This is a genomic window from Pseudalkalibacillus sp. R45 (genome assembly GCF_052246725.1).
Lineage (GTDB): Bacteria > Bacillota > Bacilli > Bacillales > Fictibacillaceae > Pseudalkalibacillus.
Genome location: NZ_JBQQCL010000007.1, coordinates 151,592 through 166,870, shown reverse-complemented (window position 1 = coordinate 166,870; position 15,279 = coordinate 151,592). Strand labels below are relative to the sequence as shown.

Below are 15,279 nucleotides of genomic sequence, written 5' to 3'. Positions count from 1 at the left end.
TTCTAACCCTCGGTTCTATCACACTGTCTTAAGGCGGTTTTTGATCTCCGTCTCAAGTCTGAGTTTTATTTTTCCAGATACCGATACACCATCTGTTCGTACAAGCGCATCATGTTCTTAAGTTCTGAATCTTTCTTATGGAAGAGTAATTGTACTAAGATCCCATCCCAAATGGACCAGAATAATTTCGAAAAATCATCTACCTGGATATCTTCTTTGAACTCCCCTTTTTCGACCCCCTCCTCCACAATTTCCTTAATCAATGAGGTGAACATCTCTACTCTTTCGGTAAATAGCGCTTCCTTGTCATTCCTTGATATATAAACCCAAAACTCAAACTGGACAGAAATCTTATTAAAATCTTCCTTACCGACTGAACCGCTGATCAAGTGTTGAAAGATGTATTTAAGTTTTGCAGAGGCGCTATCCTGTTCTGCAAGTTGTTTTTTAATCTCGAGGAATTGTTCTGCACTTTTTTCATTCAATCTATAGAAAATTTCCTCTTTGCTTGAAAAGTATAAGTAGATCGAGCCCTTGCTCGTTCCGGATGCCTTTGCGATATCATCCACTGTTGTATCACTGAACCCTTTGTCTGCGAAACATTGAGCTGCGGCATCTAAAATGACTGCTATTTTCTCTTCCTTATACTTTTTCGATACTTTTGGCATTGCTTTCAATCGGCTCCTTTATGACTTTTTCCATACATACCTGACTAATCATCGTTGAGTATCCTCTGTTCATTACTGTTTCATATTGAAATTTCGCTTCCCTGGAGAGATTGATGATGAGACGTTTACAGGATTGTTTGGGCTCCAAAACCTTATACAGCAAAGAATCGACTAGGTTGTGCGGATCATGGAAATCAGCGTCTATACCTAGTTGATGAAGGACGATGACAGCGGCGTTTCCATCTGGTTGTAAACTCCGTCGATATAATGCATATCCGACCTGGCTGCCTTCGTGTGAAACAGTCATCGCTTCACCATTCGCCACACTTTGCCACTGTGTCTGCCATGGACTCTCTTTTTGATAAAAACTCAACTTGCTGACTTTTTCAGGTGTTGTATGTTCAAAATCATATTCATTTGATAATTCAAAGTCTTCAAAGTGTGGTTGCAATGGACCATCTTGTTGTAAAAAGTCCACCCTGTCGGTGATTTCATATCCAAGTGATTCATAAAGTTTGATTGCAGCAGAGTTTTCGTGTATAGCTTCCAGTGTCGCAGTATCGACTTCTTTCTGTCGGTAAATTTCTATAACTGATTCCATCATCTTTTTTCCGATACCCGTTCTTCTGAATTCCGGTGCTACACCCGTTCCACCGTTATAACTGATTGTTTTGCCATCCACTGTCCTGAATCCGTTTAATACAATTCCAGCTGGAACTCCATCCACGTACGCTACAATCGAGTCTTCAGCAGAGAGGCCTTCATGGACCATACGCTGTAAGAAACGATCAACAGACATCGTCATATCTGTAAAATATCCTTTGAATCCTGAATTCCAAGCCTCAATTACATCCGACAGCGGGCAAGATGACACTCGCTTAATTTCTATAATGAATTTCTCCTCCTTTAAAATAAAACTGACTGGTTAGTTTTTATATTCTCATTATGAACCAATTGTGACTAAATATCAAGAAAAAATTGGTAAATCACTTACTCTAGAATTTCGTATGAAGAGATGTGGGAAGGATTAATGTAAAGTGAAGGGTGGATCTCGATCATTTCATCTCGAACAGTATCATCTTCAGTCATGACGATTGACTGGAAATCGGACTTATCCATTTGAAGGACATATTCTTTACCGCTATTCATCACAACTTTTATTCTCATCCTCTATTCCCCCTCTTTTAACCTTGTATAACTATATTCGCAGCCAATCAAGTCATTTCCTTCTGAATGAATGAACGCCCAAAAATATTGTTGACGGAAGAGAATCCCTATTCTAAGGTGGATAAAGGAGTGTGACATGAACGATGGAGAAAAAACTGCTAAGGAAAATGATAGACAGATGTTTAGTTGATTATTTCGGAGATTTGGAGCTATCTCCGCTCACAGAGGATGAATATGACGATTTGGTCGAACAAGTAGCTCTTGATTTACACGCCCAACAGGAAGAAGAAGTTTTTGCGATCGTGCATGATAAGGTTTATTCTTACCTTTCAGCAGCACAATAGCATTGTGAGAGAAATTAGTCGATCGCGGATATCGGTGCAAACCCTAGATTTTTCGATGCAATCTGGAGAAATAAAGGTGGAATTCTGAAAAATATCGGTGCAAATCACAAAATTATCGGTGCAAACTCAAAATATTTCGGTGATTTGTATAATGTGATCCTTAAAGAAAACTTGGCCAAGCCAAGCCTTTGGCGCAGGCTGAGCCTTAGTTGCGCTTATACTGAAGAAAGTATTTTATACTTTCTTTAAGTGCCATAAAAAACTGCTCCTGACCTTACTCATCAGGAACAGTCTTCTCTTATTTTTGCCGGAATGCTTTTTTTCCTAGCCTCTCAACGATTGCCGGCATGAGCTGGTAGAGCTTGCTGCCTGCTTCCATCCATCCAGGCAGATTGATTTCACGGACGGGTTTGTCGATCGCAGAGACAACCCTTGTTGCCACTTCACTAGGCTGGAGCATCCATTTTGCGATGTTATTCTCATATTGACCCGATTTGTCAGCGATTGTGAAAAAGTTCGTTTGTATCGGACCTGGATTCACAGTCGTGACATAGATGCCATGATCCTTCACTTCCATTCGCAAACTATTCGCAAACCCGAGGACGGCATGTTTTGTTGCTGCATAAACACTGCCTTTCACCGTTGCAAGCTTTGCAGCCTGGGAAGCGACGTTGATGATATGACCGCTCTTCTGCTTGATCATTTCAGGTAAGACGGCTTTCGTACAAGCCATCAAACCTAAGACATTCGTATTGAACATCCCTTCGATATCTTCCATTTTCGCATCTTCAAAATAATCAAAGATCCCATAACCTGCATTATTTATAAGAACATCAATCGCTCCAACCTCATGCTGCACCTGATTGAACACAGCTTCGATGTTCTTTTTGTCTTGAATATCCAGTTGAAAACTATGCGCAGTCGTTTTATAATCGTTCTTAATTTCATTGCGAAGGTGTTCGAGTTTATCGAAGGATCGAGCCATCAACACAGGAGTCCAACCTTTCGACGCAACCATTCTCGCCATATCTGCTCCAATTCCGCTCGAAGCACCGGTGATGACGACGATCTTCTGGTCGTTCACCTACATCGCCTCCTTCGCTTGAAAATAAAGGACACCATCTTGTTCTGTAATCCGGATCTGATCATTACTGCTCAATAAATCGAGATGTCCAAGTGTTTCTGACATCGTCAACCCTAGTTCCTTCAGGAAGATTGTTGGAAACAGATTCTGACAGATCTCAAACCCTGTTTTCGGTTGGTCGATGATCATCTTCCTTATATCAATTGCACGCTCTTCTTGTTTCACTAAACGTTTTCTGATCAGATTCTTAGGATTTACAACTGGTTTTCCGTGACCCGCATATACGATATTGACGTTTAAGTCTAGTAGTTTTCTAAGTGAATCACGGTATTGAAGCAACGTTTTCGGCCGTTCCTGAACACCGATCGGCGGCGGCTCGATCAAGGCATTGGATGAAATGTGTTGAATGAGGTGATCACCACCGATCATGACACCATCCTCCTCTTTTAAAAGGGAGAGATGTCCTTGAGCATGACCCGGTGTCTCGATAACGACCCATCCCGGTAAGCCATCAATACGATCTCCTTCTTTTACGATCGTATCTATATTGATGGAACAAGAATAATCCAAATATCCGCGAATCCGTTGCATCGCTTTTTCATGGAATTTTTCAATACCCATTTCTCGATAGACTCTCAAGTAAAAAGCATCATGGTGTGCAAGAAATACCGGATCTTTTTGCAGCCAGGGCTCATTGTAAGCTAATCCTATGAACCTCGTGCCGTTGTCTTTCAAGTAATCCGAGAGACCTACATGGTCAGGATGATGATGTGTGAGCACAACCTGGTCAATATCAGTTACATTGAATCCTAGTTTATTGATTTGGGTAAGAAATACTTCCCACGCTTCCTTCGTTTTCGGTCCAGTATCGACCAGTGTCAGTTTTTCGTCATTTATAAGATATACATTAACATCACCGACTGCAAAGGGAGTCGGTAACGTAATGCAGTGAATTTCAGTTGTATGGTCCAAAACAAAAACGCCTCCGTATGTTGAACTGAATCAAGCAGTCTTGAAATTGAAATACTATATGATACTTGATCGTACTCTGAAATGGTAGAGTGCTTTCATTTTAGCAGAAGGGAGAATCATTTAAAATGAGAACAATCAATCGAATCACCTTCGTCGGCGCAGGGTCGATGGCAGAATCAATCATAAAAGGTCTGGTATCAAGAAAAATGATTCCCTCTCCGAATATCATGGTCACCAACCGTACAGATGAGGATCGGTTGGAGTACCTTGAAGATAAATACGGGATCCATATCTCCCACGATGATGAACGTATTTTGACGGAAACGGATCTGATCGTCCTGGCGATGAAACCGAAAGATGCTCAATCAGGTCTTGAACGAATCCGTCCTTATGTGAAACACTCCCACATTATCACTTCTGTCATGGCCGGTATCACCACAGAATTTATTGAAAGCGTCCTGGAATGTGATTGCCCAGTTATCCGGACGATGCCGAACACCTCAGCCGAGATCGGCCACTCTACGACGACCTTATGTATCGGAAAAAATACAACCTTGGAGCAAAGCCTGATCGTGGAAGAGCTTTTCAAAGCGATCGGTTCTGTAACCGTGGTCCAAGAGCAATATATGGATGCAACTACAGCCCTTGCCGGCAGCGGACCAGCCTATCTTTACTATATCGCAGAAGCCATGAAACAAGCAGCCATAAACCTTGAGTTGGATGAAGCAAAAGCCAGGGAGTTGATTGCTGAGACAATGATCGGTGCAGGACAAATGATGAAAGCATCCAGCACCGACTTGAATCAGCTACGAATAAATATTACGAGCCCAGGCGGTACAACCGAAGCAGGATTGAGTGCCTTGATGGAACGTCATGTTGAGGATGCCTTTAAACACTGTATCCTTGATGCCGCAAAACGCTCCAAAGAACTGCAGCAGCATTTTTCGACCTGCAAGAAAAATACAGCGAAACGTTGAGAAAAAGAGCTTTTTGAGCTCTTTTTCTATTTCAACAGTTTATGGATCGCTGTACCGAGTATATCGTGGAAAGCTCCGAACGAATAGTCGATATTCAAACGTTCCGTCCAACGATGAGGATCTCGTCCTAATGGTCCCAGGTTCATGACGGGAATCTTAAGCTGCTGTAGTTCATCCAGTGGAAAATGATAACCGTTCTGATAGAGCGGCATATTTCTGAACAACGGAATGAGGCCTTCTACTGGCTGGGAGAGGCTCGTAAAACTTAAATCGGATAACCCTGCGAAATAATGTTGATTTTTCAGCACGACATTGTGTTGGTTCTTTGCATATTCGATCATCTCTCCTACCACTTGTTTGATAAAAGGATTCTCACGTGACGAGACAGCTGGATAGAACGGAGGACTGTAGAACAAGACGATCATCGGTCCTTCTTCCTTACAAAGCGAAGCCAGATCGAACACGATGCGGGTAGAAAGGTCACGGTCGCCTATCAACCTGTAACTACCAGCAATATACGCCTGCCGTCGGACGATCTCCGCTTCTCCGTATTGTTCAATCGCTTTTTCCAGTAACTCCTGATACGTAAAGACCGAAATTTTATTATCAATCGGATCGAACGATTCCCACTGGTTGAAGGAAACTGCTCTCTCATTCAACTGTTTTTCAATTCTTCCGGCGACCTTGTTCGCAATCGCCAACAAATCCTTATTGATATCATTAATGGAGCGTTCCATCGTCATCATATTGAAAAGCGTCACCGCAACATGGGGGATCTGTACAGAATACTCCTCTTTCAAATCCTTTTGCATCAGATTGGTCGGAGGCGGTGTAACTTCCCCTTCAATTACTTCACAAAAATCGGTGTTCAGTTCAAGCTCCCTTGTCAATTCGGAAACCATGTAATTCGCGTTGATTCCGGAAAAAGGTTCCCCGACATGTGTTTCCATTCCGTAACACAAGAAACCTGGCAATAGCTTTCCGATCGAGCCTGTATACACGTACTGGTTCGTATCCCCAGGATATCGGGTGAAAATCGGCTCAGAATTCAAACAGGCTTTATAGTGTAGTCCGTGTGTTTGGGACATCTCAAGAAGGACTTCTACCGCTTCCATCATACCTGTCGAATTCGCTTCCTCATCAGGGACTGTCAACAATAAAATGTTCCCATCAAATTCACCGAGGCTCGCTTTTTCCATCATCGACATTTGGAGGGCTAAGCCTGCCTTCATATCCATCGACCCTCTTCCGAACAGCCATTCCCCGCTTTTCAAATCATCCTGGACACCTTCTGGGAGGTCATTTTTGATTGTCATATATTCGGCAGTCAGTTCTTTTGGACGGAAAGCAAGGTTCTTGAATTCCCCGTAATCTTCTACATCGACGACATCGAAATGACTGATGAGAATCACCGTCTCCGAACTGTTCCCGTTTCTTATCAAACCTGTGACGAATTTACGCCCATCACTAGTGGGATGAATCTGTAAATCCAATGGATGATCCTTGAAATATTGGAGATCATTGAGCTTCATATGGATGAATTCACTGATCGCAATTTCCGCATCTGATCCAGTAATACTTGGAAACTCAACTAAATGACATAGCAATTCCTTCAAACTTTCTTTATCCTGCCATTTCTTCATAGATGCTCACTCCCATACACTAACCTTAAGTATTTGTCGAATTTGGTATTCTTATAGAAGAAGATTTCGGGGTTTGTGTCCGAAATCCTTTTACACATTAAAAAACTTCAGACAGGATATTTTTAAACAGGAAGCAAAATATGAACGAATCGTATATACTATATAGAAAACCTGTCAGAGTAAAGCCTAAGCATGGTAATTCTTTCGCAGAAATCACCAAATACTCTTAACAAATCACTCTATGTTAAACTATACATCAACCAAAATTGAAGTCGTCGATAAGGAGCGATCTCTTTTGACATATATATTTGCACATCGAGGAGCAAGTAAATACGCGCCTGAAAACACGATGTCCGCTTTTAAAAAAGCCTTAGAAATGAAAGCGGATGGTATTGAGCTTGATGTACAGCTAACGAAAGATAAAATACCTGTCATCATTCATGATGAAACAGTTAAACGTACGACTGACGGCAAAGGATTCGTAAGTGAGTTCACATATAATCAATTGCAAAACCTTGATGCAGGAAAATGGTTTTCGAAACAATTTAGTGGCGAACGGATCCCGACATTGGAAGAATTCCTCATCTGGATGAAACAGACAAAGCTGTTATTGAACATTGAACTAAAAAACACAATCATGCCCTATTATGGTATGGAAAGAATCGTTTATGAGCTAGTGGATCGACACAAGTTGAAAGATCGTGTCATTTATTCCTCGTTTAATCACTATAGTTTACAGGAATTGAAACAAATCGATCAAAAGGTAGAGATTGCTCCACTCTACTCCTCAGGTCTGTATGAACCATGGAACTATGTGAAGAGTCTTTCGACGGATTGCGTCCATCCACATTGGCGGACCTTACATCCTGCTATTCTGAAAGGGTTCAGAGATCATGATATAAAAGTCAGAGTTTACACTGTAAACGATCCTAAAAAAGTAAAATGGCTGTGTGATCAAAAGGTTGAAGCGATCATTACAGATGTGCCAGATACCACCAGGGCAGTTGCAGACGGGTCATTGCTCGTTAAACCAACCGTAATCGGCAATGTCTTTCATAAAATTAATCCGAAAAGTTACTTTTAAAGCGAATTACCCATCATCGAAACGAACACGATGCATGGGTCTTTTTTGCCTTTGTTTTTCAAAGCAAATTTCAAAAGGTGTATTCGTTAGTTGTGATAAACTATCTCATAAAGAAAACTTGGCGCAGGCGAGCCTTAGTTGCGCTTATACTGAAGAAAGTATTTTATACTTTCTTTAAGTGTAAAAGAGAAAGATGGGAGATATGAGAGTATGAGTACGAAACTATTTGAACCGATTACCTTTCAAAATATGACGTTGAAGAACCGGATTGTCATGTCCCCGATGTGCATGTACTCATGTGACGAACAGGATGGAAAAGTGACAAACTGGCATAAGACACACTATACAAGCCGTGCAGTAGGACAAGTAGGCTTGATCATTGTCGAGGCGTCGGCTGTTCATCCCCAAGGACGGATTTCCATGGAGGATCTCGGCATCTGGAACGATGAACAAGTCGAAGGATTATCCACGCTGGCCGATCTAGTGCATGAACAGGATTCTAAAATTGGAATCCAACTCGCTCATGCCGGCCGGAAAGCGATAGTTGATGGCCCGATCTACTCTTCATCACCAGTCCCTTATAAAGAGGGGATGGAAATACCACTGGAATTGACACTTGATCAAATTAAGCAGACAGTCGAAGATTTCCGTCAGGCTGCGAGACGGAGCCGCGAAGCTGGATTTGATGTCATCGAAATTCATGGGGCACATGGTTATTTGATCAATCAATTCCTATCCCCATTGATCAATCAACGAAATGATCAGTACGGGGGAACGAAAGAAAAACGGTTCCGCATCCTTCGAGAGATCATCACTGCAGTGAAATCAGAATGGGTCGGTCCGATTTTCGTACGGATCTCAGCCAATGATTACAAAGCATCTGGCTATACTGTGGAGGATTACATAGACTATGCCCAATGGATGAAAGATCTTGGTGTCGATCTCATCGATTGCAGTTCTGGAGGGGTCGTTCCTGCTAAAATCAATCCTTACCCAGGGTATCAAGTCCAATATGCTGAAAAGCTTCGAGAAGAAGCTTCAATTGCCACAGGTGCTGTGGGTATGATCACCTCTCCGCTACATGCTGAAGAAATCCTGCAGAACGGACGTGCCGATTTGGTATTTTTAGCCCGTGAATTGTTACGCGATCCGTACTGGCCAAGAAGAGCAGCCAAAGAGCTGAACGTGGAACTGCTACCGCCGAAACAATATGAACGTGGATGGTAAGTTTGGCCGGTATTACCCAGTCTAAAAGAATACCTGATAAAACGAAGCCTTTGATGAAAAATGTGCTTTTGTAGATTAAGGAAATTTTCACGAAATTTAGAGGACACCGAAGACCTTATTTGCCTGAAACTAGTAAAAATCAGTAGCATTTCACCCAAATAGCGGACCAGTTGTCCTCTATTTTTTGAAATCAAACCATTTTGTTCATGATAACGGAATAGTTGTCCTCTATTTTGGACCAACACATTGTTACAATGCAAAAAAATAGAGTCGTTCATTAATCTTAAGAGAGCTTGAAACCTAAGCTCTCTTGTTTTTTGTTGATTTTTTACTCATCTTTCTTTCTACCACGATAAGGATATACATTTACTACCAGACCCCTTTAATATTGAGAATTTTCAATTATTTAAAAGGATAATCGTTATGACAGCGTTTTAACATACAATGTTACCGTTTACACAAGGTTTGAAAAAGAACTCATTGTCTTGTCTAATAGAATGAATAATCAGAAAAATGCGAAGGAGTGAATGAGTGATTAGCACAACACTATTGAGTAAAGAAAAGGAAATCTATTCTGTCACTGGAGAAGAACGGATCGGCGTGATCCCCATTATGGATAATGAGGCCGTAGAAAAAGCGATCAGTAAAGCGAAAGAAGCTCAACCGCAATGGGCGGAAATTGAATTATACAAGAGAGCTGAAATCCTTCATGATTGGGCAGATCAATTGTTAAAGAACCAGACGAACATTGCTGAGGTGATTTCCAAAGAAGTCGGCAAAGGGTATGACGCAGCCAAAAAAGAAGTTACTCGGACAGCTGACCTTATTCGTTATGTTGCGGAAGAAGGTTGCAGAATGCATGGTGAATTGATGAAAGGTGATTCATTCAAAGGGGGAAAAGCAACGAAATTGGCGATGGTTGATCAGGCTCCATTAGGTGTCATTCTTGCCATCTCACCATTCAACTACCCCGTTAACCTTGCTGCTTCGAAAATCGCACCTGCCCTCATCAGTGGTAATGCTGTGGTGTTCAAACCTGCCTCTCAAGGTGCTTTAAGTGGATTACTTATGGTAAAGGCGCTCCTACAAACAGATATTCCTCAAGAAGCAGTCCAAACAGTGACTGGAAAAGGATCTGAAATTGGAGACTTGCTCGTTACCCATCCTGATATTGACATGATTACCTTCACAGGAAGTTCAGCAACGGGACAAGCGATCTCTCAAAAAGCCAAAATGAAGCCTGTTGTATTGGAACTAGGCGGCAAAGATCCAGCCATTGTTTTAGAAGATGCTGATTTATCATTAGCGGCCGAACAGATTGTCAGTGGTGCTTTTTCTTATTCTGGACAACGTTGTACAGCCATCAAACGTGTATTGGCGGATCAACAGATTGCAGATGAACTTGTTGGTAAAATCAAGGAGCAGGTTGAACAATTATCTGTGGGATTACCTGAAGAAAATGCAACGATCACACCGCTGATCAATACACAAGCAGCCGATTATGTGGAGGAATTAATTGAGGACGCTTTGGAAAAAGGGGCCACTCCCGTTTTGAATCATACGAGAAAAGACAATTTGATCTCCCCTGCTGTTCTCGATCATGTCACCATTGATATGAGAATCGCCTGGGAAGAGCCATTCGGACCTGTCCTGCCAATCCTGCATTTTAAGGAAGAAGGAGAAATGATCAAGATTGCAAACCAATCGGAATATGGACTTCAAGCAAGCATTTTTACCAAAGACGTTCAAAAAGCGCTCTTTATGGGTTCTAAGCTGAACGTTGGATCTGTCCAGCTGAATGCAAAAACAGAGCGCGGACCAGACCACTTTCCGTTCATTGGAGCCAAAAGCTCTGGCCTTGGTTCTCAAGGGATACGGCGTAGTATTGAATCCATGACACGTGATAAACTTTTTGTCTTAAATCTATAAAACTTTAAAATCAAGGCTGTTTTCTAAAGGCTTTGTTAAAGAATGATGTTGATTCCTTTGAAATTCACTCCTTTCCGCGGGCGAACGGTGAGCCTCCTCACAAACTTGCACAGTTCGATGCGGGGTCTCACCTGGCTCGCTGTTCCCACAGGAGTGCCGTGAAATTGGTTTAGTAATCAACAAGGTAGATTAAACAATGCCTTTCTATAAAATTGTTGCTATTAATAAAAATAAGGGCGTACCCTAATTTTAGGTGTACGCCCATTTACGTTTTCGGTGGAGCTTATGCTATTAATAGCCCCATTTAGTTGTAAATTATCTTTTAAAAATCAATTAAATTAGTAGAGGTCTCATTTTCAATAACCCCACCTCAACTGAAGTCTCTATATAACCAACTATCTGATTAAACGTAAAAACATTAAGTTTTGCATTAAAAACATCCTTATCGTACTCCATATCGCCTAATACGTAAGGAACAAACTTTTCAACGTCTTTGGACTTAACCTCTTCCAAGTCTAAAATTGCAGGAAAATGACGGAATGTTTTTATCAATTCATTTGTAAAACCATAGTATTCTAATAGTTTTCCATTTAGTAATCGGAAATCATTATGATATAACTTGTATAATCCCTCATCAGCATCCATTCTGTTCCTTAACCACGAAAGATTAAACCCTCTTAGCCATATATCATCAGCAATCAAATGCGCACAGTACCCCAATATATAATAATCTTTACTTTTTACTTGCGAACTGTATTTATGTAAAAATCCTTTATAATCAACTCTTCTTGAATAATCTTGAACTTCACCTGCAAAGAAATGGGATAAGTTTTTTTCTTCGTGTGAAAAAACAGCATCCGGAGCAACACATCCAACCAAAAATGATGTTTTATCTTCTATCGATAAAGCCTCTGCAATTTTATTACCAATTATTGAGTGCATTATTCTTGAACCCATATTCCCTACCCTTCAATAATTTACAGTAATCCTGTTTTATGGGTAAGTGAAAAGCAATCACCTTGTGTAGCATTAACCACTTATAATAGAACACCTGCTAGTGAGAAGGGTGTTTACTTTTAAATTCACCACTTCGATTACAGATGACTAAGAATATTGATAAGCTTCCCGAATGGATCCCTTACAAAAAACCGACGAACCCCCCACGGTTCTTTAGCTGGTCCATACTCAATCGCAATCCCTGCATCTTTTATGCGAGTTAGTGCATCATCGAGATCATCAACTTCAATTGACAGATCAGGCACAGGCGTCTGGGAGCCTCCTTGTGAGAGGAAGCTGATTTGAGTAGTCATTTTCTCGTCCGAGCCGTAAGTTGCAATCCATCCCAGGTTCATCAGTTGATCAAGCCCTAGTACTTCCTCATAGAAGTACTTTGCTTTGGCAATGTTCTGCGTCTCAACATTGGCAACAATTCGTTTAACCTTCATTTTTACCTCCTAAATGTTTTGATGTTGGTTTTTATTTCTACAATCACGAAAAGGTAAGCTCCCGATTATTGAATGAAACACAATTTTCATCTACATCTATAATTTAACATATTTTTCTAGCGCTCTCTGTTACATCATTTAAATTCCATAACAGATCACTAGATTTCCACTCCTAAATCGTTATTTCATATCCCTGGGAATCGCGTCATGCGTAAGCTTTACAGAAAAGCCCTAAATAACGAAAAAAAACGCAGGTGATTTCCTTATGTGAAACCACTTGCGTTTATGGGTGGTTTTGAAAACCCAAGTTCCTTGTGCTATTCTTTATCTTTTTTCGTTGAACGGTATTTCTTTTTCGCCCAGTTGTTCATTGCTGAGATCGACTTCCGGTATTGTTCTGCTTCCTGTTCAGGCACCTCTTCCTCACCGTATCGCACCCTTTTATAAATCCGATCGATTTCGCCTTGTAATTCCTTAGGTGCATTAACCCGGTTCAGCCATTCTGAAACAGATTCATGTTGAAAACGGCCGAAAGTGGACTTCGCCATCCTTTTTTCTAATTTATACAACTGTTTCCTTATATTATTTTCAGGTGGTTTACTTCGTTTAAATCCAAATTGCGCTTCAGGATTCATTCCACCAGCTTTCCTCGAATCGATTCCAGTTGAAACTGTAGAATAATCCATTATCTTGATCTTATTTTTATAATACTTATAGCCATACCATACCAGTAGGATCATCCCGATCAGAAGGATGATATTCAACAGCGTATCAGAAGCTTCGATATTGTTCAGCTCGCCAAGTTCTTCAGGCTTTATTTCGACTGTTCCGTCTTGATCATCATCTTCTTGTTGCAATTCTCCAAGTGAAAATATGCTTGCGAACCAATTGAAGAAAGCGTTCAAAGGCAGAAAAAGGATGAGGGACAAAACGGCAGTAACGATTTTCAATACGAAAAATGCCCCAGCCTTCACCACAGGAAGAAAGACAGCAATGATGACAGAAACGATGAAAAAGGCGGATATCATGTAGTATAAAAGCCGTTTTAATTTAGGATTTGCTGGCTGTTGCACCATCATCCTGTTTAAGCGTACAAATATGAACATACAAAATTGAGCAATCGCGATCCAAAGAACATATACCAGGTGATCATTGGTATTATACAGAAAAAAGAAGGCGATTGCACCGATCATCGTTGATAGGAAAATTGGAAACTCTTGTTGGAGGTCAGCATCGGCATAATGCCTGGAAAAACGGATTGCAGTAATCACACCTAATACTGCAAGATAGAACAAATCTTCACCTAGTCCAGCCACCAGCCCTATTCCCCAGATAACAGGTATCGTTAAAAAGATTTTCCCAGTTGTCAGTTCCATTCGCGGTAAAATCATTTCATAGAATATCCCTCCCCCAATCATTACAATTAGTGTAGGGATAATGACGCTCTTTTCAAAAGGTGCGTACAACCATGTTGTAATTAACAAGAGGAGCAGGATATCCAGAGAATAATTCAACCATCTTGAGCGAATGTACGCCCATATACTCATGAAATCGACCTCCTGGCTGCATACCGCTCAAGCTTAGCAGTGTCTGCATCGATGTAAACCTTATGTAGATCAATTCCTTGTCTGAGCCATTGATCATAATACGCTGCATCTGATTTGTCATCCCCGACTAGGATGACGACTGTAGAATCCACCTGTTGCCGGTTGAAAAGGGTCAGCACTCGGAACATCGGCATCCTGATGCTATTGATGTTCAACCTTGCCAATAACTCCAACGCTTTTACCAGGTGAGATTTTCCTTCTCCCATTTCCAGGTGCATGAATGGCAGTCTTCCCATCGTTTTGATATTCACGAAAATTTCAAATGGAATATGATGCTGGACAGCGTATTGGCATAAGAAAGCCGTATGGCTGATTTGTTTTTCCAATAATTCAGATTCTCCTACATGCGCGACTTCCTCTGAATCCATAACGACGTTCAAGAGGATTGTCCATGATTGTGAAACAGTCCTTTCATGAAGCTTGGTCTGCATTTCTTCCATTCTAGCAGAGGCTTTCCAATGAATGCGTTGGAACGAATCCCCTGGAAGATAATCACGTGTCCCAACCACAGATGTATGATCTTCATATAAAGAGCTCTGTACAGGGCGCACCCCCTGCCTAAACTTGATTAAATCTTCTACTCCAGAAACAGGTAGAATCGCGGGATAAACGATGAATTCCGTTTGCACGAGGCGATCATTGATCATTTTCAACGTTGCAAGACTAAGTAAATCAGAGACATGAACTTCTAAATTCGAGATTTTCGCTACCCCACGCTTCAGCCCCTTTATTTCGAAAGTCATATTCTTTTCTTCACCAGGGAAAAAGGATAACGGTAAGATATATTCATTGGCATTCTTTTGTTCATCAGTGGGATTTATATTCTGGAAGGTAATATTATTATTTAAGAGAAACCTGACTCTGGAATTGAACACAGGTAATTTGCTGTAATTGGTCAATGTCATGTTCCATATTGTCTCATCTTCCGGAAATAACCTGACCTTTTCTTTCTCATTTGCATAAAAAAGTTTTTGCGATACTTTCTGGATATAATACATTGACAAGAATGAGCTTAATCCTATCAGTACTCCCACCAAAAACATCAGATAGGATTTCCCATAAATCGCAAATATGACCACAAATATTGCTAGGAAGCGAAGTATTCGTATACTTCTATCCGAATTCAGAATTC

General features: G+C 41.0%; 15 protein-coding genes. 5 read left to right on the top strand and 10 right to left on the bottom strand.

Translation table 11 applies throughout. The features are described 5' to 3' along the window. Positions 1 to 65: 65 nt before the first annotated feature. From ACTWQL_RS14080 to ACTWQL_RS14070, 3 genes are all read right to left on the bottom strand, one after another. Positions 66 to 668 (bottom strand): TetR/AcrR family transcriptional regulator, encoded by a 603-nt coding sequence (locus ACTWQL_RS14080; protein WP_443143062.1) that lies wholly within the window; start codon positions 666 to 668, stop codon positions 66 to 68. Further along, positions 643 to 1,542: a GNAT family N-acetyltransferase gene (locus ACTWQL_RS14075; protein ID WP_443143061.1), complete on the bottom strand. Its 900-nt coding sequence runs from the start codon at positions 1,540 to 1,542 to the stop codon at positions 643 to 645. Before ACTWQL_RS14075 ends, ACTWQL_RS14080 begins: the two co-directional genes overlap by 26 nt. Positions 1,543 to 1,658: 116 nt before the next feature. Then, positions 1,659 to 1,835, bottom strand: a complete 177-nt coding sequence (locus ACTWQL_RS14070; protein ID WP_443143060.1) for a hypothetical protein — start codon at positions 1,833 to 1,835, stop codon at positions 1,659 to 1,661. A 143-nt stretch (positions 1,836 to 1,978) separates the two neighbouring features. On the opposite strand from ACTWQL_RS14070, the gene ACTWQL_RS14065 reads away from it, so the two are divergent. Then, the gene (locus tag ACTWQL_RS14065) at positions 1,979 to 2,179 is read left to right on the top strand and encodes a YqzH family protein (RefSeq protein ID WP_443143059.1); all 201 of its coding nucleotides are present in this window, start codon (positions 1,979 to 1,981) and stop codon (positions 2,177 to 2,179) included. Positions 2,180 to 2,477: 298 nt separating this feature from the next. Here the strand turns inward: ACTWQL_RS14065 and ACTWQL_RS14060 are convergent, their stop codons facing one another. Together ACTWQL_RS14060 and ACTWQL_RS14055 are read right to left on the bottom strand one after the other, a co-directional pair. Next, entirely contained in the window at positions 2,478 to 3,263 is a 786-nt protein-coding gene (locus ACTWQL_RS14060) for an SDR family NAD(P)-dependent oxidoreductase (protein ID WP_443143058.1), read from the bottom strand. Next, complete coding sequence (locus ACTWQL_RS14055) at positions 3,264 to 4,235, bottom strand: MBL fold metallo-hydrolase (protein ID WP_443143057.1); 972 nt, start codon at positions 4,233 to 4,235, stop codon at positions 3,264 to 3,266. Between the two features lie 125 nt (positions 4,236 to 4,360). Here ACTWQL_RS14055 and proC point away from each other — a divergent pair, with 125 nt between their 5' ends. Beyond that, the gene (gene proC / locus ACTWQL_RS14050) at positions 4,361 to 5,212 is read left to right on the top strand and encodes a pyrroline-5-carboxylate reductase (protein ID WP_443143056.1); all 852 of its coding nucleotides are present in this window, start codon (positions 4,361 to 4,363) and stop codon (positions 5,210 to 5,212) included. A 26-nt stretch (positions 5,213 to 5,238) separates the two neighbouring features. On the opposite strand, the gene ACTWQL_RS14045 is transcribed toward proC, so the two are convergent. Then, entirely contained in the window at positions 5,239 to 6,855 is a 1,617-nt protein-coding gene (locus tag ACTWQL_RS14045; protein ID WP_443143055.1) for a M20/M25/M40 family metallo-hydrolase, read from the bottom strand. A gap of 295 nt (positions 6,856 to 7,150) precedes the next feature. On the opposite strand from ACTWQL_RS14045, the gene ACTWQL_RS14040 reads away from it, so the two are divergent. From ACTWQL_RS14040 to ACTWQL_RS14030, 3 genes are all read left to right on the top strand, one after another. After that, positions 7,151 to 7,939 (top strand): glycerophosphodiester phosphodiesterase, encoded by a 789-nt coding sequence (locus ACTWQL_RS14040; RefSeq protein WP_443143054.1) that lies wholly within the window; start codon positions 7,151 to 7,153, stop codon positions 7,937 to 7,939. Between the two features lie 210 nt (positions 7,940 to 8,149). Next, positions 8,150 to 9,166 (top strand): NADPH dehydrogenase NamA, encoded by a 1,017-nt coding sequence (gene namA / locus ACTWQL_RS14035; protein ID WP_443143053.1) that lies wholly within the window; start codon positions 8,150 to 8,152, stop codon positions 9,164 to 9,166. A gap of 531 nt (positions 9,167 to 9,697) precedes the next feature. After that, a complete protein-coding gene (locus ACTWQL_RS14030; RefSeq protein WP_443143052.1) occupies positions 9,698 to 11,095 on the top strand; it encodes an NADP-dependent glyceraldehyde-3-phosphate dehydrogenase in 1,398 nt (465 codons plus the stop codon). A 333-nt stretch (positions 11,096 to 11,428) separates the two neighbouring features. Here ACTWQL_RS14030 and ACTWQL_RS14025 read toward each other — a convergent pair whose 3' ends face one another. The 4 genes from ACTWQL_RS14025 to ACTWQL_RS14010 form a co-directional block, all read right to left on the bottom strand. Then, complete coding sequence (locus ACTWQL_RS14025; RefSeq protein WP_443143051.1) at positions 11,429 to 12,052, bottom strand: zinc dependent phospholipase C family protein; 624 nt, start codon at positions 12,050 to 12,052, stop codon at positions 11,429 to 11,431. Between the two features lie 137 nt (positions 12,053 to 12,189). Continuing rightward, positions 12,190 to 12,540 carry a VOC family protein gene (locus tag ACTWQL_RS14020; protein ID WP_443143050.1) on the bottom strand — a complete coding sequence of 117 codons (351 nt, stop codon included), beginning with the start codon at positions 12,538 to 12,540 and terminating at the stop codon, positions 12,190 to 12,192. Positions 12,541 to 12,857: 317 nt separating this feature from the next. After that, the gene (locus ACTWQL_RS14015) at positions 12,858 to 14,087 is read right to left on the bottom strand and encodes a hypothetical protein (protein WP_443143049.1); all 1,230 of its coding nucleotides are present in this window, start codon (positions 14,085 to 14,087) and stop codon (positions 12,858 to 12,860) included. Next, positions 14,084 to 15,226 carry a DUF58 domain-containing protein gene (locus ACTWQL_RS14010; RefSeq protein ID WP_443143048.1) on the bottom strand — a complete coding sequence of 381 codons (1,143 nt, stop codon included), beginning with the start codon at positions 15,224 to 15,226 and terminating at the stop codon, positions 14,084 to 14,086. The genes ACTWQL_RS14015 and ACTWQL_RS14010 overlap by 4 nt, the downstream gene beginning before the upstream one ends. Between the last annotated feature and the right edge of the window lie 53 nt (positions 15,227 to 15,279).